Origin of the sequence: Flavobacterium sp. MEB061, from assembly GCF_000834715.1 — a bacterium.
In the GTDB taxonomy this organism is placed as follows: domain Bacteria; phylum Bacteroidota; class Bacteroidia; order Flavobacteriales; family Flavobacteriaceae; genus Flavobacterium; species Flavobacterium pectinovorum.
Map to the genome: position 1 here is coordinate 15,112 of NZ_JXQR01000074.1, position 24,870 is coordinate 39,981.

Consider the following 24,870-nt stretch of genomic DNA (forward strand, 5'->3'; position numbering starts at 1 on the left):
TTAAATATGAATACTAAATGTATAATTTTCGATTGCGATGGAGTTCTCGTAGATACCGAAAAAATTGGTAACGGAATTTTGCTTGAAATGGCGGCTGAACATGGTTTTGAAATGAAATTGGAAGATGCTTACCGCGATTTTAACGGTCGTAATTTAAAAGAATGTTTTCAGCATATAGAAACTGCAATAGATAAAAAACTTCCGGAGAATTTTGAAAATGAATATCGTACAAAAAGTTTTGAAGCTTTTAAAACACAGGTTAAGCCTATGGAAGGCGTAGTTGAATTTATAGAAAAATTAAAAATCCCGTATTGTGTGGCTTCAAGCGGTCCTGTTGATAAAATCAGACTTAATCTTGAAGTTGCCGGATTATTGGATAAATTCGAAAATAAAATATTTAGTTCCTACCAAATTAATAGTTGGAAACCAGAACCCGGAATTTTTTTGCACGCAGCAAAACAAATGGGATTTGATGTAAAAGATTGCATTGTAGTCGAAGACAGTAAAGCAGGAGTAATGGCAGGAAAAAGCGGCGGATTTAAAGTCTACGGTTTTGCGAATTGCTATAACAATGAAGACTTAGCAAACGAAGGTGCAATTCTCTTTAATAGTTATGAAGAGTTAGAAAATCTTTTGAAATAGAGTTTCAGGTTTGCTTAGTTCCTCGCAATGACAATAGTGCGCTAAACCCGACAGGTTTTTAAAACCTGTCGGGTTTTGTGTTTATACTGAGTTAGCTTTGTCAAAGTTTAAAACTTTGACAAAGCTTTTACGAAACTTCATGTTCACGAGGCTTCGACTCCGCCTGAAAAGATTTTGTTTAAAAATTATCTCATTATCTAAGGCCCAATTATCTAATTAACCGCATTATCAAATTATCTAATTCTAATGTAATTTGTTACAATAAAATAAAATTTTATATATTTGATTATATATAATTGTTTTTATAGCCCTGGAAATTATCAAATTATAATTTTAAAAAGCATTATAAAACAATTTTTTTTGCCTGAAAACAGCAATCCCAAGCTGCTGTTTTTAGGATTATGGTTTTCTCACGACCATAAAAAATAACCTACAGACAGAAACAAAATGACAAAATGTATAATTAGATTTTTAGTTGTATCGATCTTTTTTTTGCCTGCTATTATAAGTGCACAAATAAAAAAAATCGGGGTTCCGTTTATTACAAATTATAATCCAAAAACATACAAGGCAGCTTCAGAAAACTGGGATGTTTTGCAGGATTCAAAAGGAATGATGTTTTTTGCCAATCATTTTGGTATTATGCAATTTGATGGTGTGCGATGGAATATTGTTACACAGCCAGAAAATAAAAGTATGGTAAGGTCCCTTGCAATCGATAAAAATGATCGAATATATGTAGGGGCTCAATGCGATTTTGGTTATACTTTTCAGTTGCCAAACGGGCAATACAAATATACTTCATTGGTGAAATTACTTCCGGTTTCGTCCAGAAATTTTGGAGATGTTTTACATACTGTTGTTCGAAATAACGAAGTTATTTTTTTCTCAAACGAAAAAATATTTATTTATAAGAACAATAAAATCAAGGTAATACAATCTACTTCAAATTTTGATGAGTTTTTTAATGTTGACAATACTATTTATGTTTTAGATAACAGAAAAGGTTTGCTGAAATTAAAAGATGATGTTTTAATTCCTGTAGAAAAAGGACAACAATTTTTGGGAATGAAAATTCGGAAAGCTTTTGCAACGAAAGAAGGATTGATGCTGCTAACCCAAAAAGATGGTCTTTTCATTTATAAAAATAATCTAATAAAACCTTATGTTACAGAAGCTGATTATTTATTGAAACAGTATCAAATTACGACCGCAATTTTGTTTTCTGATGGCTATTTAGGAATTGGAACACGACAATCCGGATTGATAGTTATTGATAGTACCGGACATTTAATTCAGCACATCAATAAACAAATGGGGCTGCAAAATGAATATGTTACAAATCTTAAAACGGATAAAGAAGGCAATTTATGGGTAACTTTAAAAGAAGGTATTTCATTAATTCAGATTTCTTCGCCTTTGTCCAGAATATTAGACACATCAAGTTCCGAAACTAAAATATATTGCAGCCAGATTTATCAAAATAAATTATATATCGCTACAGATAACGGTTTATTTTGGATGGATTGGCAAGCATATAAGAACGGAAAGCGTGAAAATACACATTTTCAGCACATTTCAGGAATGTCTGAAAATGTGTGGAATGTTGGTGTTTTTGGCAAGTCGCTATTGGCTTTTGAAAAAAACGGGATCTATGAAATCAAAGGAAATTCGGCTCAATTACTGGCAAAAACTGATGGGGCGTGGCAAGGCATAAATATTCCAAATCGCCCTGATTTATTATTAGCTGGCGGTTATAACGGAATGCATTTGTTAAAAAAAATAAACGATTCCTGGGTATATCAGCATAAAATTAAAAACTTTCAGGAAAGCAGCAGGATAATTGTAACTGATAACGAAAGTATCTGGTTAGCTCATGGTTATAAAGGAATTTATAAAATTAAATTCAATAAAACATTTGATGCAGTTTCAGATCTTCAGTTTTACAATCAGGAAAGTGGTTTTCCTTCTAGTTTGTTTTTGAATACGTTTAAAATTAACAATCAAATACTTTTCGGAACTACAAAAGGTATTTACAAACAAGACGACACATCAAAAAAAATGATTCCCGATGCGGTTTTTAAAAAGTATTTGGGATTGGAAAATCATATTCGATTGCTTAAAGCAGATAATCAAAATAATATCTGGTATGTTTCCGGAGAAAATACAGGGAAAATGACCCGACAGGCAAATGGAAATTTTACTGTAGAAGAATTGCCTTTTAGAAAACTTCGATATTTATATGTTCCGGGTTTCGAAAACATTCAGACCACTACAAATGGCGATGTTTTTTTTGGTACTCAGGATGGCTTAATTCATTATAACGCAACCAAAAATAAAAGTTATCAGGCAAAGTATAAAGCGATTATTTCTGAGGTGAAATGTATTTTACCAAAAGATAGTTTATTGTTTTCCAGTAGATATGATGTACTTCCTAATAATATAAAATTGGATAAAAATGAACTCATTCCTGTTTTATCACATTCTAATAACGCTTTGCACTTTTCGTTTGCTTCACTTTGTTATGATGAAGCCGATGCTACAAAGTATGAATATTGGCTGGAAGGTTTTGAAGAAAAATGGTCGGATTGGAGTTTGCAGACCGAAAAAGAATATACCAATTTGCCTGAAAACGAATATATTTTTCACGTAAGGGCAAAAAATATTTACGATGTCGTAAGCGAAGAAGCTATTTTTAAATTTGAAATTTCACCGCCTTGGTACCGTACAAGCTGGGCTTATATTTTGTATTTGCTGCTTTTTGGTGTTTTGATTTATGCAATTATCAAATATCAAAAAAATCTTGCCGAGCGCGATCGGGAACAATTGATTTTAAATCAGGAAAAAGAATTATTGCGAAACAGAGCAGAATTAAACGAACAAAAACTGGCATTAGAACAGGAAAATATGGCCATTATGCGCGAAAACCTCGAAGCTACCATTAATCTTAAAAATGCAAAAGTAGCTTCTAGTACTGTGAATCTTATCCATTTAAATGAGATTTTGCTTTCGATAAAAGAACTTATCGGACAAATTGATAAAAAGAATGACACTAATGTAAATTTCAGTTTATTGACCAAAATAAACCGATTGATTGATCACGAACTTCAGGGAGATCAGCATTGGAATGAATTTGAAGAAATTTTCAACCAGCTTCATGATAATTTTATGCAACGGCTAAAAACGAGTTTTCCCGAATTAACTCCCCGTGATATGCGTTTATGTGCTTATTTGCGAATGAATTTTAATACCAAAGAAATTGCGCCGCTTTTAGGAATCTCCGTAAGAGGCGTGGAAGACACCCGATATCGCATTCGCAAGAAATTGCAACTTTCGTCTGATGCGAATATTACGGAGTTTATTTTGAATTTTTAGTTTGTCATTTCGAGGAACGAGAAATCACATCCAGAGAGCGACAAACTGTGTGTCTTAACTTTATGTGATTAAATGACAAACTAAACACAAAAAGCATCGGCATTTCAAACCCGACAGGTTTTTAAAACCTGTCGGGTTTAACGCATCTTGTTCTAAATCACAAAATGAGGACAGACTTTATAATTCTTTTTAATCATTTAATCTGTGGCAAACATTTCACTACGCATTCCTACAAAATAAATTCAAGCTTTTTCTCTCTAAAACCAGCCGCTAAGCAATTTTTCACTATCAGTAAAATCCTAAGTAGTTTTACGGTTTTTGAAAGCTGATTATTACATTTTTTTACAAATACCGTAGTCAAACCGTACCTCAAAATTGACGTCTTCGGTAGTTTATTTGTTAATATTGTCATCTTATTAATACAATATAGAACTGTTTTTTAAAAAATAGAAGATTTATTGTGTTAATGAGCTTTACTAACAAAAAACTAAAAAAAATGAAACAAAAAGACTTTTCTTTCGGCCGACCACCGGGAAGTAATTACTATTTTTTAAAAAGGTGTATTATACTGATACTATTTTTTCTTACACCTTTTTTAAGACTTCAGGCACAATGCAACACTTTAGTCTGGGCTGATGAGTTTAACGGAACCACAGTAGATTTAACAAAATGGCAAAGTATTTCCGGAAATGGCTGTCCATCGCTTTGCGGATTTGGAAATGCAGAAGCTCAGCGTTATGATCCAAACCAGGCGACAATCGTTAAAGAAGGTACAGATAGTTATTTGAATATTCAGGCGAAATACGAACCAAGTGCTTCATTTCCGCAACAGCCGTATTCTTCAGCCAAATTAACTACTGAAGGAAAGTATGCCATAAAGTACGGAAGAATTGAAGCCCGTATGAAATTATCATCAGGAATGGGCGCATGGCCTGCGTTTTGGATGTTACCGGCAGGTACAGCAAACTGGCCTTATACCGGCGAAATTGACATCATGGAAGCCAAACACAGAAACCCAAAATCAATAGATGGAACCATTCATTATGATGGAGGCGGATACCATTATACAGGCAGAAGTTATACATCACCAACAGATTTGTCTAATGAATTTCACGTTTATGCTGTAGAATGGGGACCAAATATTATCAAATGGTTTATTGATGGTAATTTATTTCATACCGCTACTCCAAATACTACAGTAAACGGCGGATGGCCTTTTAATGAGCAACAGTTTTATATTATTCTAAATCTGGCTGTTGGTAGTTTAGGAACGCCTTATACCAGTGTAAACGGAGCCGGAGTTGAGCCAATTCCGGCAGATTTTCCGGCAAAATTACAAGTAGATTATGTTCGTGTTTACAGCGGAAGTTTTAATTACGGCGTAGTTGGTGATGCAAAAGTGTATCAAAACGAAACCAATAAAACGTATTCCTTAAATGCGATTGCCGGTGCCACTTACAACTGGACAGTTCCTGCGGGTGCCAGTATTACATCGGGACAAGGAACAAATACTATTACGGTTAACTGGGGAACATCAGGAGGAGATGTTGCCGTAGCTACAACAGTTTCCGGATGTACTTCAAATACTTATAAACTGGCTGTAACAACAGAAGCCGTTTTGCCGGTAGAAAAAATCCACGAAGATTTTCAATCGAATCGAAATATAGTTTATGGTCTTAAAACGGGAGTTTTAACAGAAGCTACAGCAAACCCATCGGCAACAGGAATAAATACTTCTGCTTTGGTGGGAAAATATGTTCGTAACTCATCTGAATTATATGATGTTATGAATATTAAAAACGTCGTAATCAGCAATGCAAATGATTATGTATACGGAAGGAAAAGAATGTCTTTTGATATTTATACATCTGCACCTGTTGGTACAAAAATCTCAATGCAATTAGAAAACAGTTTGGTAACAACAGCAACCAATTTTCCGTCAGGAAGACACAGTGGTTACAAAGCAACGACAACGGTACAAAACAAATGGGAAACAATCGAATTTGAATTCGAAAAAGTAATCGATCCAAATACAAGTGCTTTGACAATCAATACTGTAGTTTTTCTTTTTGAATCCAATTCGAATTCGGGAGCGACCTATTATTTCGATAATCTGTTGACAAAAGCGGCTCCGGAAAAACCAATTATTGCGACCGACGTTTTGCAAAACTACGACGGAATCAATAAAATCATTAAAGGAACTACGACCGGAACTTATTCTGTAGTAGCAAATCCGGGAGCAAATTCAGTTAACGCTTCTGCGAATGTGGCACGTTATGTTCGAAATGTAACCGAGCAATACGACGTTTTATTTTTCAATACACAAAGCACAATTGAAGATGCTGGTTTATTGAAAAATCAGACCAATAAAATCATGATTGATGTCTATACTTCGGCACCAATTGGTACGGTTGTAAGTTTGAATTTAGAGAATAGTGCGACATCGCTTCCAGCTAATTTTCCAACAGGAAGAAACAGTAACTATGTAGCGATTACAACCAAACAAAATCAATGGGAAACACTAACTTTCTATTACAATTCAAGTCCTGATGCAGGAACTTCAAATTTGGCAATAAACCAAATGGTATTGTTATTTAATTCAGGTTCTTATACAAGCGATACCTATTATTTTGATAATATCAGAATTGGTTCAACCAAATTACCGGACACTTTTACGCCGGGCGTTGTGTACGAAGATTATCAAAACACACATAATATTACGTTTAGAGATGCCATCGGAACTTATACTGCAAACGTTGCAAATCCAAACGCAAGCGGGATAAATACCTCTTCAAATGTTGGGCGATATGTTAGAAAATCAACTGAATTGTATGATAATTTTTCATTCAATACCACTTTAACCAATATTGGAGATTTCAAATCAGGAACTAAAAAGTTTGCAATGGATGTGTACACTTCGGCTCCGGTTGGATCTATAATTTCATGGCAGGCAGAAAGTAATGCTTCTATTCCGTCCAATTATCCTGCGGGAAGACATAGCATTTATCAAGGTGTTGTAAAACAAAGTAACGCTTGGCATACCGTAACATTTACTTATGCAAGTACTCCGGACGCTTCTACATTAGACAGCGATGTAAATCGTTTTGTATTCTTGTTTGAACCTGGAACAAATTCAGGAAACACTTATTATTTTGACAATTTAAGAGCTTTAAATTTAGTTTCTACAGAAAATCCTCCGGCAACTTTACCTGCACCGTGGGTAAGCACAGATTTAGGCGCTGTAACTCCGGCAGGAGAAGCAACGCACGCCAGCGGAACTTTCACCATAAAAGGTTCAGGAACTGATATTTGGGAATCGAGCGATCAGTTTCAATATGTGTATCAACCGATAACTGGTGATGCCGAGATTATTGCCAGAGTAACTTCATTGACCAATACCAATACTTATGCAAAAGCGGGAGTGATGTTTAGAGAAACGCTTACGCCAACCTCTAAACACGCTATGACCACAATTACGGCTGCGGCAGGAGTAGAGTTTTTATCAAGAGATGCAGTTTCAGTAGCAACAATTCAGCAGGGAGCGGCGGGAACAACGCCAAAATGGCTTCGTATTGTTCGTTCAGGAAATGTATTTACATCTTACACATCCGATAACGGAACAACCTGGACACAACTTGGTACGGCAAGAACGATTGCCATGGCCAATACGATTTATGTGGGAATGGCCGTGACTTCCCATGCAAATGGAACTTTGGCAACCGGAGTTTTTAGCGACGTAATTGTTCGAAATATTACACCTCCAAATAACAATGTCAATTTAGCTTTAGCCAAAACAGCAATAGCTTCTACAGAAGAAAACGCCACTTATTCTTCGGCGAAAGCCACAGACGGTGATGCAACAATCACAAGATGGGCGAGTAGTTTTGCTAATGCAAGCGAATGGATTTATGTTGATTTAGGATCTAATTACAACATTAATCGTGTGGTTTTAAAATGGGAAGCGGCTTTTGCAACCCAATACAAAATACAACTTTCTACAGATAATGTTTTCACAGAAAACGAAACCATAAATACTCAAACGGCAAGTGATGGCGGAACAGATGATTTAGCGGTAAGCGGAACAGGAAGATACCTGAGAATTTTATGTACTGCAAAAGCGCTGGCTCCGTACGGATATTCATTGTTTGAAATTGAAGCTTACGGATCTGCATCAACAGCTAAAATAGCAAATGTTGTGGAGGAAGCCGAAGTTACCAATACAGATTTTGTAATGTATCCAAATCCTGCAAGCAGTTATATTCAGGTTTCATTACCTGAAAAATTAGATCACAAAGTAATTACGATTTATGATAATTCAGGAACTGCCTTAATACAAACAAAAGTAGATGCTGATACACAGGAAAGCGTAATTGATATTAGCAGATTAACAAGAGGAATTTACATTCTGAATATTAAATCAGATCAAAAAAGCTGGACTAAAAAACTGCTTAAGCAATAATTATAAATCCGTTTGGTGCAATGTCTTTGTTAGTTTTAGCATTGCACTTTACGGATCAATAAACGCTTTTTCAAAAGCAATTTTTGATTTGAAAACTATTTAAGTAACCCCAAAATAATTTAGATATGAATAAAATTAAACTTAGAATATCATCTTTGATAACACTGTTTCTGGTGTTTTCAAACCTTATGTACGGCCAGGGTGCCATACCATTTACAATCACAAATAGTTCTACATTTAATGACAACGAATTGTACGTTGCCATCGTAGGTATCGATTATACAACCGGAAACCACGTTTGGGTCAATGCCAAAACAAGTCAGGTTTTGCCAATGAGTCCGTCTTACAATACTGTTACAGGACCAACAATTGGTGGGAATACAGGCCCGGGACAAAATTCAAAATATGCGGCTTGTTTTACCAAATTAAGTGAAATTCCAAATAAAACTTTCACATTGCCTTTAATCGCAGGCTGTAGAGTTTTTATTGCTAAAGGGCAGCAATTGTATTTCTACTTTTTTGGTGCCAATGGTGCGCCATCTGGATATACTTCGCCAAACCCTTTGAATGTTACAGATCCAAATCAGGGAATTTTATATGAAATTATTGAGTTGACAAATAATCAATATGGTTTCTTCGGAAATCCTTCACGTGTGGATTCATATAAATACCCAATGGGACTGGAATTATTTGGTGCCAACGGATATCAGAAAAAAGTGGGTGAATTAAAAAAACATGCTGATATCGTAGCTGCTTTTAAAGCCAATGTACCATCAGAATTTCAGGGTTGTGTAAATGACGCCACAGGAGAAATTACAGCGCCATCAAAAACGCCTGCTTTTGCAGATGGAACAGGAGGGACTACTGTAGGACCTCAGGCTAATTATTTAAAATCTTATATTGATGCCATTTGGAACAAATATAAAAACGAAGACTTAATATTTTATGCCGGAGACGCGGGAGTTTTCAAGGGAAGAGTTATTGGAGAACAACTGGAAATGGTGGGACAATCCGGTGGATTTGTAGGCCGTACGGGAAGAGTTCAAAATCGCCCAACAACTCAGGAAGCTCTGGAAGGAAAAGGTGTTCTGGACAGAAGATTAGTCGACGGAGATTTAGATTTGGTGATTCAGGCACAATTAACAGCAGCAATAAACAGACATGTTGTGAATACCACAACGCCAAATCCGGGCCAGCAAAACTGGTACGATGCGTCGAAATTTTACCAGGTAAACCCAACAAACCATTATTCTAAATTCTGGCATTTACCAGGCATCAGCATTGATAATCTGGCTTACGGTTTTGCTTATGATGATGTTGCAGATCAGTCGCCATCTCTTCATACACCACAGCCAACAAAAGTAATTGCTGTTTTTGGAGGATATGCCGGAACAGTTCCTTCGGTTCCTGCTACAACAGATGTGATTACGGTTTATAAAGATTGTAATTACACAGGTTTTTCAGGAGGATTAACGATTGGAGATTACAACTTGGCTCGGTTAAATACTCTGGGTATTTTAAACGATGATATTTCTTCACTTAAAGTAGCAAAAGGATTTCAGGCAATTTTGTATCAGGATGATAATTTTACAGGAACTTCAACCGTAATTACTGCTGATAATACTTGTTTGAATACAACCTGGAATGACAAAGTAACTTCGATCAGAATCTTAGCAAATGGAGTTACGACTTTAGGAAATCAGACTTTCTATTTACAAAACAGAAACAGTAACCTGAATATGGATGTTTGGAACGCAAGTACAGCAAACGCTGCAAATGTAGCGCAGGGAACTCCAAACTCAGCAAACAATCAGAAATTCACATTTACACATTTAGGCGACGGTTTGTATAAAATTATTGCCAACCACAGCGGTCAGTCTTTAGATGTAAATAATTTTAATAAAGATAATGGTGCCAATGTTGAGCAATATCCATACAATGCTACACCAAATCAGCAATTTGTATTGGTTGCTACAGGCGACGGATTTTATAAAATTGTAGCCAGACACAGCGGTAAATTAATAGAAGTTGCTGGTGCAAGCACTACAAATGGTGCCAATGTACAGCAATGGCAGGATAACGGACAAACTTGTGCGCAATGGAAACTGGTTCCGGCAACAAGTTCGCAAACTTCTGTTTTAATTCAGGCCGAAGATTATTCAGCCATGAGTGGAATTCAGGTTGAAGCAACAACGGATACAGGCGGAGGTTCAAACGTTGGTTACACAGAAACCGGGGATTGGTTGGCGTATAACAGCATTAATTTCCCTACAACAGGTTCTTATTTAATTGAATACAGAGTTGCAAGTGGTGTAACAGGTGGTAGATTATCATCTGATTTAAATGGCGGAACAATTGTTTTAGGCAATGTTGATATCCCAAATACGGGAGGATGGCAAAACTGGCAAACGGTTTCTCAAACCGTAAATGTAAATGCAGGAACATACAATTTTGGAATCTATATTCAGAATACGGGAATGAACATCAACTGGGTTAAAATTACAAAAGTGGGTGCTGGTTTAGCTGCAAAAACACTTTCGACAGAAACAATTGAAGAAGCATCAGATACAGCATTAAACGTTTATCCAAGTCCGGCAGAAAACACACTTTATTTTACAACTTTCGTAAGCAGTGAAAATGCAAGTATTGTAGACGCTCAAAGTGGAAATACAGTTTCAAAACAAAAAGTTAGCAATAACAGCGTTGATGTTTCTCAACTTAAAAAAGGAATTTATCTAATTGTTTTAGAAAAAGATGGTCAAAGAACGGTAAAACGTTTTATTAAGAAATAGTCATTTTAAATTCCAATTTTTTTAAATTCCAAATTCCAAACTATGGAGTTAAATTTTTTATTCATAGTGTGTTACGCGTTGAAAGAAACTTTAAGGATTGATCTCGTATCTAATTTCAGATTTGATTTACGAAGCAATTGGAATTTGGGATTTAAAAAATTTGGAATTTAATTACCTATAGTTTTAAAAGAAATTTTAGATGGCAGACTTTAGGTTAAGATTAGATAATAATCTGAAATCTAAAGTCTAAAATCTAAAATTATATTTTCTCCCCCGAAAATTAAATATCTATTAATCTATTAAAAAATGTTACTATGAAAAACAATTACAAAGTGATCCAGTTAAAATGGATCTTAATTTTGGTTCTGGGTGTTGTTAATTTATCAATAGCCCAAAAAAAAGTAATCGCTTACATTCCTAACTGGATTGATTTGAATTCATTTTCGAGCACTATTCAGTACAGCAAATTAACGCATATAAATATTGCGTTTGAAAATCCGGATGCCAACGGATATTTAACTTTCAACTCAGGATCAAACACAATTATTAATGCGGCTCACGCTCAAAACGTAAAAGTTTTTGTTTCGCTTGGCGGAGGCGCAATTTCTGAAGGTGGCGCTATTCGTGATAATTATTTTAATTTGATTACGCCTGCCAACAGAACAGCTTTTATCCAAAAGATCTACGATTATGTAATAGCACATAATTTCGACGGAGTCGATGTAGATTTAGAAGGTCCTGCAATTAATGGTGATTATGGAGGGTTTGTAATTGCTTTGGCAAATAAATTGCATTCAGGAGGAAAACAAATTACAGCAGCACTTTCTGAAGGTTACGGCGGTGCAAATGTGCCTTCATCTACTTTTGCCGCTTATGACTGGATCAACATTATGGCGTACGATGCAACAGGTCCTTGGGCACCAGGAAATCCAGGACAGCACTCTCCGTACAGTATGGCTGTAAACCAGTTTAATTACTGGACAGGAAGAGGTTTACCGGCAAGTAAAGCCATTATCGGACTTCCGTTTTACGGTTATGGTTTTGGAGCTTCTGCCAATCAGGGAATTTCTTTTGCGAATATTGTAGCACAATATCCGGGAGCAGAAAATCAGGATCAGGTAGGAAATACGATTTATTATAACGGAATACCAACCATAAAAGCAAAAACTACTTTCGCGATTCAAAATGCGGGTGGTGTTATGATTTGGGAATTATCGCAAGATGCAACCGGATCAAAATCTTTATTGACAGCCGTAAATCAGGTTATTACGGGAAGTCAGCCACCAGTTGGCGGCGGAACTTTAATTCAGGCCGAAAATTACTCTTCTATGAGCGGTGTTCAAACCGAAGCAACAACAGATACTGGCGGAGGTTTAAATGTAGGTTACGCAGATACTGGAGATTGGATGGCGTATTTTAATGTTAATTTTCCAACATCTGGTTCTTATGTTATCGAATATAGAGTAGCGAGTGCTGTTTCAGGAGGAAGATTATCTTCTGATTTAAGTGCCGGAACCATTCAGCTTGGTGCTGTTGATGTACCAAATACCGGAGGATGGCAAAACTGGCAGACGATCACTCAAACCGTAAACGTAAATGCAGGAACATACAACTTCGGGATATATGTTCAAAATACAGGTTTTAATTTAAATTGGTTCAGAATCACAAAATCAGGTTCGGCTTTAGCTGCAAAATCAGCTGCAACAGACAAAATCGAAAGTTTAACCGTTTACCCAAGTCCAACAGAAAGTGAACTTTTCTTTTCTGCAGAAATTTCAGGAGCAAACGTGAGCGTAATCAATTCTCAGGATGGCGCTACGGTTTCTTCACAAAAAGCCAACAGCAACAGTATTGATGTTGCAGGTTTAAAAAGCGGAATTTATTTGATTTTGGTAGAAAAAGACGGAGTTAAAACGGTAAGACGTTTTATTAAAAAATAAGGATGAAGAAATATATACAAGTCTTAAGTAATTCAAAGTTACTGATACTAACATTTATTTTCTTTGGTTTAAGCGGCCAGGCTCAGGTTATCATGTTTGATGATTTTAATTATTCCGGTAATACAGATCCGCAATTGGCATCGTTTAACAAATGGCAAATTATTAATGGCGTAAGTGGACCTCCGGAAGGAGCCACTTACAGCCGTAATAACGTCAATTTTATTACAGACCCGAATGACGCATCGAATAAGTTAATGACTTTAAAAACAACCGTTAATGGTCAGTCAAAAGCGATAACACATTCCAGAATAGAAAGTTCGTATGAATATTTTGAAGGAACGTATGCATCAAGAGTATATTTATCAGATGAAGCTTTTGCGAGTAAAGATGCCAATATACAGACGTTTTTTACCATTGTAAGTTCAGCACTTGCTCAGGATGGTTCAAAATATAGTGAATTGGATATCATTGAATATATGGCTGCTGATAAATGGGGTGTTTCTCCGGATAACAGAGTAGGATATACAACCTCTTATCACAAATATATCGCAAATCCATGGAAGCCATGGAAAACCTATTCGACCCAGCAAAAATCATTAGCCGGGTGGCATACCTTTATTGCTACATGTACAGATGGCGTGAATATTAGATATTATATGGATAACACGCTTATTGCAACGCATTCTGTTACAGACAATGAAACTCAGGCAGGTCTTTCGGTTTATCCCAGAAGTACGATGCAGATCGCATTTGCAAACTGGATTTGGAACAATGTATTAGGTATCGGAACTGGTAACAGAGAAAATACTTTCATGACCGACTGGGTTTTATATTATAAAAACACAGCAGTAGATCTGGCTCAGATTAATACTTTGGTTGCCAGTTATAAAGCACAAGGATTGAAAAGAAGAAATCTGGCTGGACAAACCTTTTATGACACACCGCAAAGTGGTGTTGCCACAGTGTATAAAGATTGCAATTATGGCGGATATGCTGTGAGTTTACCAGCTGGCAACTATACTTTAGCTAATTTACAGGCGAAAGGAATTTTAGATAATGATATTTCTTCGCTTAAAGTACAAACCGGTTATGAAGTAGTGCTTTATGCAAATGATAATTTTGCTGGTTCTTCTGCTATTATTACTTCAGATAATACGTGCCTGGTGGCTAATAGTTTCAATGATATTGCTAGTTCTGTAAGAGTTAGGGCAGTAACCAATTCTTCTCCTTCAATATTGATTGAAGCGGAGAACTATACCAGCATGAGCGGAATTCAAACCGAAGCAACCACAGATACAGGCGGAGGTTTAAATGTAGGTTATGCCGATACGGCTGACTGGTTGTCTTACAGCAACATCAATTTTCCAACATCTGGTTCTTATTTAATTGAATACAGAGTGGCAAGTGGTGTCAGCGGAGCAATCATTTCTTCAGATTTAAGTGCAGGAACGATTCAGCTTGGGGCTGTCAATATTCCGAATACCGGAGGATGGCAAAACTGGCAAACCGTATCTCAAACCGTAAATGTAAACGCCGGAACGTATAATTTCGGAATTTATATTCAGAACACGGGTGTGAATATCAACTGGATCAGAATCACGAAATCGGCATCGGCTTTAGCAGCAAAATCAGATTCAACAGATAAAATTGAAAGTTTGACTGTTTATCCAAATCCGACAGAATCAGAGCTTTTCTTTTCTGCAGAAATTATAGGAGCAAATTTAAGCATTATCAATTCTCAGGATGGCGCTACGGTTTCTTCGCAAAAAGCCAATAGTAACAGCATTGATGTTGCCGGTTTAAAAAGCGGAGTTTATTTGATTTTGGTCGAAAAAGACGGAATCAAAACGGTGCGACGTTTTATTAAGAAATAAGGATTTAATTAAAAATTGAGAATTAAAAATTAAAAATTTCATTAGCTGTGTTATAGTATTAAAAAGATTTTTTCACGCAGATTTTGCAGATTGTGGCAGATTTAATTTGATAATAATCTGCGCATATCTGCTTAAATCTTTTAAAATCTGCGTGAAATAAAATCACATAGTCCCGAAGTGTCGGGGTGTATTAAAATCAAATGAAACGTTTTTTTTATAAGTAAACGTCTATGTTTCTATGTGTTTAAATAGCAACACACTATATCAAATATGTAACCCCAAACCTCAAATATCATATGAAAAACAATTACAGATTTCGGTTAAGTTTATTTGTTTTTATTGCTTTTAGCAGTTTTGCCGTCGCGCAGACTTCTTTAGGTTCGAGTAAAACATTCATGAACAATTTAAAGAACGGACTCGCAAGTGCTACCTCAAAAAGTACGGGTGAGAAAACCGTTTTACTTCAGGCGGAGCATAAAAACTTCAATGGAAAAATCAATTACAAACAATCAAATGCTTCAAGTGAATTTTTGATTGGTGAAATCAAGAATGTTCCTGAATCTTCTTTTTATATCAAAGTGATGGACAAATCGCTTGAAGGACATATTATTCTAAAGAAAACAAAAGAAGCTTACAAATACTATTCTGATGCCAGCGGAAATGCTTTTGTATCGAAAGTAGATATCAATACGCTGATTTGTGTGAACTATGAAAATGTTCCTGAAAAAACTCAAATAACAAGTAAAACATCCGCAGCACAAATTGCTCAGGCCTTGTTGAATTTGCAAAGTTTACCTGGAGCGGCAGGCTGTGTTTTTTTAGATTTTGACGGATACAATATGCCGGCAGGAAATCTCTGGAACAACGGAAATGCGATAAATGCAGCGCCATCGGGAATGAGCGATGCAGCCGTTCAGGAACATTGGGAAGTCGTGGCTGAAGATTACAGACCTTTTAACGTGAATGTTACAACAAGTGAAGCTGTTTTTAACTCATACCCAAGAAACAGAAGAATGCGTGTGGTGGTAACTCCAACCAATACTGCGGCCCCGGGGGCGGGGGGAGTAGCGTATATTGGTTCCTTCAATTGGGACAACGATGTGCCTTGCTGGGTATTTATTACCTCGGGTAAATCTGGTGGAGATGCCTCTGCGCATGAAGTTGGTCATACTTTTGACCTTGGTCACGATGGACGTACAAATCCTGCAGAAGATTATTTCGTAGGAATAAATAATACTTCGTGGGCGCCAATTATGGGTGCAGGATATTACAGACCTGTGGTTCAGTGGAGTAAAGGTGAATACGATTATGCCAACAACAAACAAGATGATGTTGCGATTATTGCAAGTAATAAATTCGGAGTAGGTTACAGAGGAGATGATTACGGAAATACAACCGCATCTGCAGCCACTTTAGATTATAACGCAAGCGGAGCCATCAACCAAAAAAATGGAATTATTTCCAGCGAAGCCGATTATGATTTCTTTACGTTTACAACAGGCGGAGGAAATGTGTCAATCAATGCCAATACCGTTTCCAGACATGGAAATCTGCATCTTTTAATTCGCTTATACAATTCAGCGGGAGCAGAAATGGGAACGTACTGGAACTCTGATCCGTTTGCTTTAAACGCTTCGATGAATGTGAATTTACCAGCAGGAAAATACTTTATTGGTGTTGATGGCAACGGTGCCGGAAGTGCCGGTTATGGCGGATATTCGGCGTATGGTTCCATCGGAAGTTATACGGTTACAGGAACAATTCCGCCGGGAGGAAATATAGCCGCTTCAACAGATGTGATTACGGCTTATAAAGATTGTAACTACACCGGATTTTCTGGCGGATTAACAATTGGTGACTACAATTTGGCACGTTTAAATTCTTTGGGAATTTTAAATGATGATATTTCGTCATTAAGAATCACGCAGGGATTTCAGGCAATTTTATATCAGGACGATAATTTTACGGGAACTTCAACTGTAATTAATTCTGATAATTCTTGTTTGAACACAACCTGGAATGATAAAGTGAGTTCTGTCAGAATTCTCGCAAACGGAGTTACCACTTTAGGAAACCAGACTTTCTTTTTGCAAAACAGAAACAGTGGTTTAAACATGGATGTCTGGAATGCAAGTTTATCAAATGGTGCCAATGTGGCTCAGGGAACTGCAAATTCGGCGACAAATCAAAAGTTTACGTTCACCCATTTAGGCGACGGTTTATATAAAATTATTGCCAATCACAGCGGCCAGTCTTTAGATGTAAATAATTTTAATAAAGACAATGGTGCCAATGTAGAGCAATATCCGTACAACGGAACTACAAATCAACAGTTTATATTGTTTTCTACCGGAGATGGATTTTATAAAATTATTGCCAGACATAGTGGTAAATTAGTTGAGGTTGCAGGAGCAAGCACAACAAATGGTGCCAATGTACAGCAATGGCAGGATAACGGACAGGTTTGCGGACAATGGAAATTAATCTCAACCACAACGGCACAAACTTCAACCCTAATTCAGGCAGAAGATTATTCTGCTATGAGCGGAATTCAGACCGAAGTTACAACAGATACAGGTGGAGGCTCAAATGTTGGCTATACAGAAACGGGAGACTGGCTGGCCTATAATAACATTAATTTTCCAACAACAGGCTCTTATTTAATTGAATACAGAGTTGCGAGTGGAGTAGCAGGCGGTAAATTATCATCTGATTTAAACGGCGGAACAATTATTTTAGGAAATGTTGATATTCCTAACACCGGAGGATGGCAAAATTGGCAAACTGTAACGCAAACAGTTAGCGTAAATGCCGGAACGTACAATTTTGGAATCTATATTCAAAATACCGGAATGAACATCAACTGGATCAGAATTACAAAAATTGGGGCAGCAGCAACTCCTGTAGCTTCGTCTATTACTGTTGAAGATGAGGTAAATTCAGTTGCTTTAAATGTATATCCAAATCCGGTTACAGATATACTTTTCTTTACTACAGATGTAGTGGGAGGAAACGTAAGCGTGGTAGATTCCCAAACAGGAAGTTTGGTTGTATCACAAAAAATCAACGACAATAATTTAAATGTTTCGGGTCTAAGAAACGGAATTTATCTTATTGTTTTTGAGAAAGATGGAACTAAAACGATCAAACGTTTTATTAAAAAGTAAGAGTTAGTTATGAATTATGAGTTATGAATTATGGCTTGTAATTTTAGTTAAAAAGGCTGCCAGTTTAAACGGCAGCCTTTTCTATTATAATGTAATTATAAGTTATTGTTTTGAGTTAATTTTATGATTTATGATTTTTTACCTCTAACTCATAATTTATAATTCAAAACTCATTTTTTCGTTTTTTCCAATTCTCCAATAAACGGAATTTCGTCCTGAACCGCAGATCGTATTGTAGTTTGAAAATACTGCTCTAACTGGATAAACTTTGCGGCATTAATTGGTCCAATTGCTTTTTTTGCTTTGCCGTAAGCTTTAGATAAAAGCTTTTCAAAATCAACATTGTTTTTCAAATTATTTTTTGCCAGTTCATCTGCTTTTTCATCCGTAATTTTATCATAATTGATGGCGTAGTCGTTTATTAGCTGTATTTTTTTCTGACCCAAAGCTTTGCGCTCGGCTTCATAATTATCGTAAACGGCCTGAAATGCTGTAGCTTGTGGTTCTGCCAAATTCAAATAATCTTTTATAATATCTCCTTTAGATTTTCCGTAAAGACTTTGCACAAGTATCACATCATCTGTAGATTGAGCAAATAAGATGGTAGAAATAAGAAGGGCTGACAATAGAAATAATTTTTTCATAATTTGAAGTTTTATTTTAGTTGAAAAATATTTGATTGGTTATTAATTATTTACTGAAATCATAACTTAAAGTTGCTCCTAAACCAAATTGATAGGTTGCTACAAAATCTGTTACACCAACCGGGCCATAATAAGTCCAGTAATAGCTGGTACCAACTGAGGCGGACATAGATTGCAAATAAGCATTTAAATTGATAGACCAAGGCGAAGAAGTTTTAATTTTTACACCGCCTTTTATTTCCCAGGCAAAATAATTTTCGGTTCCGCTTTGAGGTGTTTCAAGAAGAGTAATACCGGCACCGGCACCAAGATAAGGCATCACGTTAGAACCAATATCAAAATAATGTGCGTAGTCAACTAAAATATAGTTTAATGCACCTTTATCATCTCCGGCATTAAGCTGAGTTCCTAAGGGACCATATATAGGCAATTTTGTATCGAGTCTGTTGTATTTTAATTCGATAGAACTATTTTCTACAATAAAATATTCGAAACCGATACCATATTCAAAACCGTCTTCTACATAAGCATAAGAGTTATCATATTCTACTTTATCCTGAAAGGCATAACCTGCATATAAATTAAGCAGAAATGAGTTTGAAGTTTGCGCTTTTGCAAAAATTGAAAATAAAAAAATAACGAATAATAGATTACACTTTTTCATAATTTTAGTTTTAATTTGATTTGTAATTAGTTCTTGTTAAAGACTTAACAGGGGATTTTAAAATTATAATTCAAAATTAATTTTAGTTATTTAGAAAAAGTATTTAAACGCCGCAACTTGGTTTCACTTTAGAAAATGAAACAAGATTGTAGTGAAATTCGTTCAATAAAAAATAACAAAGTCCGTTTCAAATTAATGAAACTGACTTTGTTTTCCTTGTTGATATATTTGCGTAGACACACTGCTGTGTGCCTCTACGATATACATTGTGTATATATTTCGTATAAAATTATTTGAATGCTTAAAAAATTAATTCGAAAATATTTTCATTATTCTGAATTCTAATTTCTGTCGGATTACTTTGAGACGGAGTTTGCGTTGGATACCAGTTTCTGTTTGGTTTTACGATAATTAGTAAACCTTCATCATCTCCCAGAGCAGAAAAAGCTTCGCTATTATTATTTTTAGAAAAGAATTCTAACGCATGTTTTTCGATTAATCGTTTTCCTAATTCCAACGGATTTTCGGTTACGATTCCGATTTCGCTAATGTTTAAAATTGATTTAGAACTGAAATTTTCTGTTGAAGCATTTTCAAGATCATATCGGGAAATAAACTCCAATAAATTGCCATTATTATCATAGAAATAAATCGCATTGGCATTCCATGCTTCAAAATTGGCGATCACGTTTTGATCTTCAATTGCAATTAAACCCACTTTGTTTTTACACCATTTGATAGCTTCCTCAAGTTTATTTTCCGGAATATTAAAAGCAAAATGATAAATAGAATCAAAAGTTGAATTTTCTATGAATTTTAAAATAGAATTCCCCGCCTGAATTGTAACCCATTTTGAGTTTTTTTCTATGATGGAAAGCCCAAGAATGTCTTGATAAAATGCAGTTGTTTCCTGAATATTATTGGTCTGAATTTGTATTTGTTCTAGTTTCATGTGAGGTATTTTTTCTTTAGATCAAATTTAAAAAACGGCACTCGTATTATCGTGAAAATGTGATTATATACGTTGATAAGATTATAAAAAAATGATATGAAAGAAGCATTAACGGAAATAAAAAAAGCCCGTTTCATATAAATGAAACGAGCTTTAAAATAGTGGAACTTTGGAGCGTATTCACAATTTTATTGTCGATCTATTTTGGCATTACTGGCGTCATAATACGTCTCGTTGGTGTGCTTAATGTTTCTATAAAAGCCAATAAATCGCTGATTTCTTCTTTGTTTAAATTTAATTTTTTAAGTACCGGATCTACTTTTGGAATCAGGGAATCTCTTGCCGTTCCCAGATATTTTTTCTGAATAGGAGAGGGATTTCCTCCATTATACAATTCAACAACATCTAACAGAGACGGAAAATGTCCGTGATGCATCCAGGGTTTTGTGTTCGCGACTTCACGAAGTGTTGGCGTTCTGAATTTGCCAATATCTTTTACATCTTTGGTCACATTATATCTTCCGAAATCTTCATTTTTTGTTCCGAATAAAGTCTGACCGTCATTATGAAATTGATTATCACTAAAATAAGGCGTGTTATGACAATTAATGCATTGCGCTTTGGTTCTAAATAGATGCAGACCTTTTACCTGAGCATCTGTAAATGCTTCAGATTTTCCGCTAATGAAATTATCAAATTTACTTTTCGGACTATTAATCGATCTTTCAAAAGTAGCAATGGCATATTGAATTCTTTGCAACGAGACTTTTTTGTCACCAAAAGCGTCTGTAAAAAGAGCATTATACCCTTTAATTTTGGCAATTTTATCTACGGCAATCGTAAGCTTTTCATTCATTTCCAATGGATCTCCAATCGGGAATTGTGCCTGATCTTCTAAACTTTTCGCACGGCCATCCCAAAATAAAGTTTTGGCATACGCCGAATTTAAAATCGTCATCGAATTGCGTTTTCCCGTTTGGCGATCATGACCAAAAGAGCGAGTTAAATTATCTGTCCACCCTAATTCAGGATTGTGGCACGACGCGCAGGCAATTTGTCCACTCAAAGACAATCTCGGATCAAAAAACAATATTTTCCCCAACGCTTCTTTCTCTTTCGAATACGGATTATAATCCGGATAAGGAACTGCAGGCAAAACACCAATATCCTCAAATTTAGATTTATCGATACTTTCGTGTAATTCTGCTGCAGGCCATTTCGAAGCATCTCCGTTGGAATACAGTTTTCTTAATTCTGTAATATCGATATAATCTGGCTGTTCAACGCTTTTATAAGCTGTTAAACTTAGGAGAAGGGCGATAGGTATTATTAAGGTTTTTAATTTCATATTTATTTTTTGTTTCAAGTTTCAGGTTTCAAGTTGCGGCAGAACGTGAAACCTGAAACTTGAAACTTTTTTAATTTAAAACTTAAAGCGTAACTTCTTTAGGGCAAGCGTCGTTTATTGGGTCTATTTTTGGATATGTTTTGTTGTTATACATTTTATATTGTGTAGAAACCGTTCCTCCAAAAAGTTCGTCATTGGTTAGTTTTAACTCAAAAGAAATTTCAAACAAACCGGTACTAATTTCTTTATAAGTTCCTTCACCAGCTATAGCAATAACATGAGATACTTTAGTGGTTCCAATCGTTATATATTGCGGAATAACAAGTACTTTACCATCGGTTTTGCTGTTTCCATTTGTTGGAAAAAATTCAAGAGCCGAAGTAATATTAAATCCGGGAGAATATTGCGCTGCAGTACTTTCGTTAGAAAAAAATCTTTTTAACCCAAATGAATTTGTTGTGTTTGTTCCGGTTACAACATTAAATCCGATTATAAAAGCGTCATGATAAACATCATCAGCCGTATTTGTTGTACCCTTATCACTATATAAAATAGCATTTTCGTTGTCTTTTGTTACTACTAAAGGAAACGTAAAAGCATTAAAAGTCTGCCAGGCACATGTACCGCTTTTATCAAACCAATGCTCGCCGTAAGTCAGGTAAAACTGATTTGATAAATCATAAAATTTAGATGCCGGATTGGCCTGAACATCTCTTGGTGATTTAATTGGTTTTATAATTTGTAAAATAGTATTTCCGGTAGCGGTGTAATTTGTTGTATTGTTTAAAGTAATATCAGTTACATAACGAACATCATCATTTTGAATATCTTCTAAAAGCGTTAAATGATATGTAATTGAGCTTCTGTCATCTCCAAAATCATCGTGTGTTAAAGAATATTCAAAACCATTAAGAAATGTAAATATATCAAGATTTTCAATCTCAGATGGCAAGAATCCATTTGGGAAATTGATTTTAAAATCTACTGTTTCTCCGGCAACTCCTTTAAGATTAATTCGGTTTACAGGAAAAGTATAAGTTGTGCTTATTTCTCCCAAATTTACTGTAAATACGTCATTTACCGCAGATGTATTCAAATTACCAATGTGAATTGCCGGATCTGAAGTTTCTTTAAGTTTTAGTGTAATACTTTGATTTGGCTGCCATCTTTTATCAAAAGAAAGAAAAAGGGTATCAGTAAGTTTTGTTCCTTCAAATAATAATTTATCAACAGGATTTAAAGTAAAATCATCTTCACTTCCGGTTGTTGTTACACTAAAAGAAGCTTCTACAGCATTTTTTAAATTTGTAGAGGTTAGTGTTACTGGTATTTTTAAAGTTTTCACAGATTTATTATCGTATGTACTGGCAGGCAATAATGAAGTATTTATTGCTGGATATTCTAACGGAATACCAGTGCTTGTAGTCTGGAAATTAAACCTGATAAAGGGATCTATGTTTTTAGAATCTAATTTGTAATCATCTTTTGAACATGAAGCAAATAACGTTAAAACGATACTTACAGCTATAATTTTAATATGATTCATTTTGTTTTAAGTTTGGGTTAACAATAATAGTGCTTCGTGGTATTGGCAATACAAATTTTGGCGACGGATAGGTTAAACCGCAACTAAGAGATATACAGCCATCATTACGGGAAATATCTTTTTTATTTCTGGCAATATCAAAAAACAGATGCCCTTCAAAACACAATTCTTTTCTTCGCTCAAGAAATAATGCTTCTTTCAAATCTTCAGTATCTTTTAATTCACTTGCATTTGCCCGGGTTCTTATGGTATTAATATCTTTTTTTGCCTGATCGGTATTGTCAAGTTCCAATGCTGCTTCGGCACGAATTAAATATTGTTCACTCAATCTAAAAGCAATGTATCCCGGATTTCCCTGAAATTTTTTAGTAAAATAATAATTTTGTTTGATTTGTTGATTGTTGACCAATGTTGATAATGGCTTTTCTAAAAACAATTGTTTTCTAATATCTGTTGTTTCATACAAACTTAATAAGTCTTGCGACGCGACATAATTGGAGTAACTGGCATCGCTGGTATAACCAAAATAGGAAGATAATGATCCACTGGCTGTTCCGTCTGAACCTTTTGGAATCGAAAATTCTAATAAAACTTCTGAAACAGGAAGATCGGGTTGTTCCCATTGCGTAATATAATCAGCAGAATTCATTAAGCTTACGCCTGAATTTACAATTACATCATTTGCAGTTTCATAAGCATTTTTCCAGTCTTTTTTAGACAAATAAACTCTTGCCAAAAGTGCTTTTGTGTTTTTGGTATTAAAAAAAGAATAAATGGGACCTTGCAAAAGTGAACTGTCAGAATAAAGATTTAAAGCTGTTGTTATATCCTTAATGATTAAGGAATAAGTGTTTGCAGCAGTTTCTCTCGAAGGATATTGAATTCCTTCAGTAATAGATTTTGTATTATACACAATTCCCAAATGTGATGCATCATCAGTATAACCATAATTTTGACTGTATATTTCACTCAATAAAAAGTGCACATATGCTCTTGCTGTTAAAGCTTCGGCTTTTATCTGGTTTTTTTCAGCTTCAGTGGCGTCTGTTAAAGCATCTGTAAATTCTAAAATTAAATTGGCCTGATTGATAATATCATAACTATCGCCATAAAAAATTGAGAAGTTAGACTCATCAGCAATATCTCCAAAAGAATACAGATTTTTAATGTTAGTCGGAATAGTAAATTGTCCTTGAGAACCATTTGTTAATGATGGACTAAATTTTAAGTTTCCTCCCTGCAAATCTGCATAAACAGCAAAACGTTCCCCTCTAACATCGGCTTCAAGATCGCCGTATATACCATTTAAAGCCTGTAAAACACCTTGTTTCGTTTTTAATTGCTCAGTAATTGAAATTTGAGTTCCAGGTTCCTGTTCTAAAAAATCACTACAGCTTTGCAGCAAACAAATTGCTGCCAAAAGCATAAGAAACTTAAATCTCTTTATATTTTTGAAGTATTTCATCT

The 24,870-nt window shown here is 35.4% G+C and carries 13 protein-coding genes; 7 read left to right on the forward strand and 6 right to left on the reverse strand.

Going from position 1 to position 24,870, the window contains the following annotated elements; all coding sequences use genetic code 11:
- Positions 1-6: 6 nt before the first annotated feature.
- The 7 genes from RT99_RS21300 (at position 7) to RT99_RS25620 (ending at position 18,249) form a co-directional block, all read left to right on the forward strand.
- Complete coding sequence (locus RT99_RS21300) at positions 7-642, forward strand: HAD family phosphatase (protein WP_042566772.1); 636 nt, start codon at positions 7-9, stop codon at positions 640-642.
- Positions 643-1,089: 447 nt separating this feature from the next.
- Positions 1,090-4,017: a triple tyrosine motif-containing protein gene (locus RT99_RS21305; RefSeq protein ID WP_042566773.1), complete on the forward strand. Its 2,928-nt coding sequence runs from the start codon at positions 1,090-1,092 to the stop codon at positions 4,015-4,017.
- A 496-nt stretch (positions 4,018-4,513) separates the two neighbouring features.
- Positions 4,514-8,476: a family 16 glycosylhydrolase gene (locus RT99_RS21315; protein WP_042567185.1), complete on the forward strand. Its 3,963-nt coding sequence runs from the start codon at positions 4,514-4,516 to the stop codon at positions 8,474-8,476.
- Between the two features lie 125 nt (positions 8,477-8,601).
- The gene (locus RT99_RS21320; protein ID WP_042566775.1) at positions 8,602-11,268 is read left to right on the forward strand and encodes a beta-1,3-glucanase family protein; all 2,667 of its coding nucleotides are present in this window, start codon (positions 8,602-8,604) and stop codon (positions 11,266-11,268) included.
- A gap of 314 nt (positions 11,269-11,582) precedes the next feature.
- Entirely contained in the window at positions 11,583-13,208 is a 1,626-nt protein-coding gene (locus RT99_RS24840) for a glycosyl hydrolase family 18 protein (protein ID WP_052483754.1), read from the forward strand.
- A gap of 2 nt (positions 13,209-13,210) precedes the next feature.
- Positions 13,211-15,082: a carbohydrate-binding protein gene (locus tag RT99_RS25755; protein WP_242607235.1), complete on the forward strand. Its 1,872-nt coding sequence runs from the start codon at positions 13,211-13,213 to the stop codon at positions 15,080-15,082.
- A 296-nt stretch (positions 15,083-15,378) separates the two neighbouring features.
- Positions 15,379-18,249 (forward strand): RICIN domain-containing protein, encoded by a 2,871-nt coding sequence (locus tag RT99_RS25620; protein WP_242607236.1) that lies wholly within the window; start codon positions 15,379-15,381, stop codon positions 18,247-18,249.
- 170 nt (positions 18,250-18,419) lie between these two features.
- On the opposite strand, the gene RT99_RS21345 is transcribed toward RT99_RS25620, so the two are convergent.
- From RT99_RS21345 to RT99_RS21370, 6 genes are all read right to left on the reverse strand, one after another.
- Positions 18,420-18,893, reverse strand: coding sequence for a hypothetical protein (locus RT99_RS21345; RefSeq protein WP_042566776.1), 474 nt, complete (start codon positions 18,891-18,893; stop codon positions 18,420-18,422).
- A gap of 46 nt (positions 18,894-18,939) precedes the next feature.
- Positions 18,940-19,557 (reverse strand): outer membrane beta-barrel protein, encoded by a 618-nt coding sequence (locus RT99_RS21350; protein WP_042566777.1) that lies wholly within the window; start codon positions 19,555-19,557, stop codon positions 18,940-18,942.
- Between the two features lie 301 nt (positions 19,558-19,858).
- Positions 19,859-20,509: a VOC family protein gene (locus RT99_RS21355; RefSeq protein ID WP_042566778.1), complete on the reverse strand. Its 651-nt coding sequence runs from the start codon at positions 20,507-20,509 to the stop codon at positions 19,859-19,861.
- 199 nt (positions 20,510-20,708) lie between these two features.
- Positions 20,709-21,857: a cytochrome-c peroxidase gene (locus RT99_RS21360; protein WP_052483755.1), complete on the reverse strand. Its 1,149-nt coding sequence runs from the start codon at positions 21,855-21,857 to the stop codon at positions 20,709-20,711.
- An 82-nt stretch (positions 21,858-21,939) separates the two neighbouring features.
- Entirely contained in the window at positions 21,940-23,403 is a 1,464-nt protein-coding gene (locus tag RT99_RS21365) for a hypothetical protein (RefSeq protein WP_042566779.1), read from the reverse strand.
- The gene (locus RT99_RS21370) at positions 23,390-24,868 is read right to left on the reverse strand and encodes a RagB/SusD family nutrient uptake outer membrane protein (protein ID WP_242607237.1); all 1,479 of its coding nucleotides are present in this window, start codon (positions 24,866-24,868) and stop codon (positions 23,390-23,392) included. The genes RT99_RS21365 and RT99_RS21370 overlap by 14 nt, the downstream gene beginning before the upstream one ends.
- Between the last annotated feature and the right edge of the window lie 2 nt (positions 24,869-24,870).

Bases quoted from the DNA above. Each gene is read 5' to 3' on its own strand.
- RT99_RS21300 (WP_042566772.1), top strand. From the start codon at position 7: ATGAATACTAAATGTATAATTTTCGATTGCGATGGAGTTCTCGTAGAT.
- RT99_RS21305 (WP_042566773.1), top strand. From the start codon at position 1,090: ATGACAAAATGTATAATTAGATTTTTAGTTGTATCGATCTTTTTTTTG.
- RT99_RS21315 (WP_042567185.1), top strand. From the start codon at position 4,514: ATGAAACAAAAAGACTTTTCTTTCGGCCGACCACCGGGAAGTAATTAC.
- RT99_RS21320 (WP_042566775.1), top strand. From the start codon at position 8,602: ATGAATAAAATTAAACTTAGAATATCATCTTTGATAACACTGTTTCTG.
- RT99_RS24840 (WP_052483754.1), top strand. From the start codon at position 11,583: ATGAAAAACAATTACAAAGTGATCCAGTTAAAATGGATCTTAATTTTG.
- RT99_RS25755 (WP_242607235.1), top strand. From the start codon at position 13,211: ATGAAGAAATATATACAAGTCTTAAGTAATTCAAAGTTACTGATACTA.
- RT99_RS25620 (WP_242607236.1), top strand. From the start codon at position 15,379: ATGAAAAACAATTACAGATTTCGGTTAAGTTTATTTGTTTTTATTGCT.
- RT99_RS21345 (WP_042566776.1), bottom strand. From the start codon at position 18,893: ATGAAAAAATTATTTCTATTGTCAGCCCTTCTTATTTCTACCATCTTA.
- RT99_RS21350 (WP_042566777.1), bottom strand. From the start codon at position 19,557: ATGAAAAAGTGTAATCTATTATTCGTTATTTTTTTATTTTCAATTTTT.
- RT99_RS21355 (WP_042566778.1), bottom strand. From the start codon at position 20,509: ATGAAACTAGAACAAATACAAATTCAGACCAATAATATTCAGGAAACA.
- RT99_RS21360 (WP_052483755.1), bottom strand. From the start codon at position 21,857: ATGAAATTAAAAACCTTAATAATACCTATCGCCCTTCTCCTAAGTTTA.
- RT99_RS21365 (WP_042566779.1), bottom strand. From the start codon at position 23,403: ATGAATCATATTAAAATTATAGCTGTAAGTATCGTTTTAACGTTATTT.
- RT99_RS21370 (WP_242607237.1), bottom strand. From the start codon at position 24,868: ATGAAATACTTCAAAAATATAAAGAGATTTAAGTTTCTTATGCTTTTG.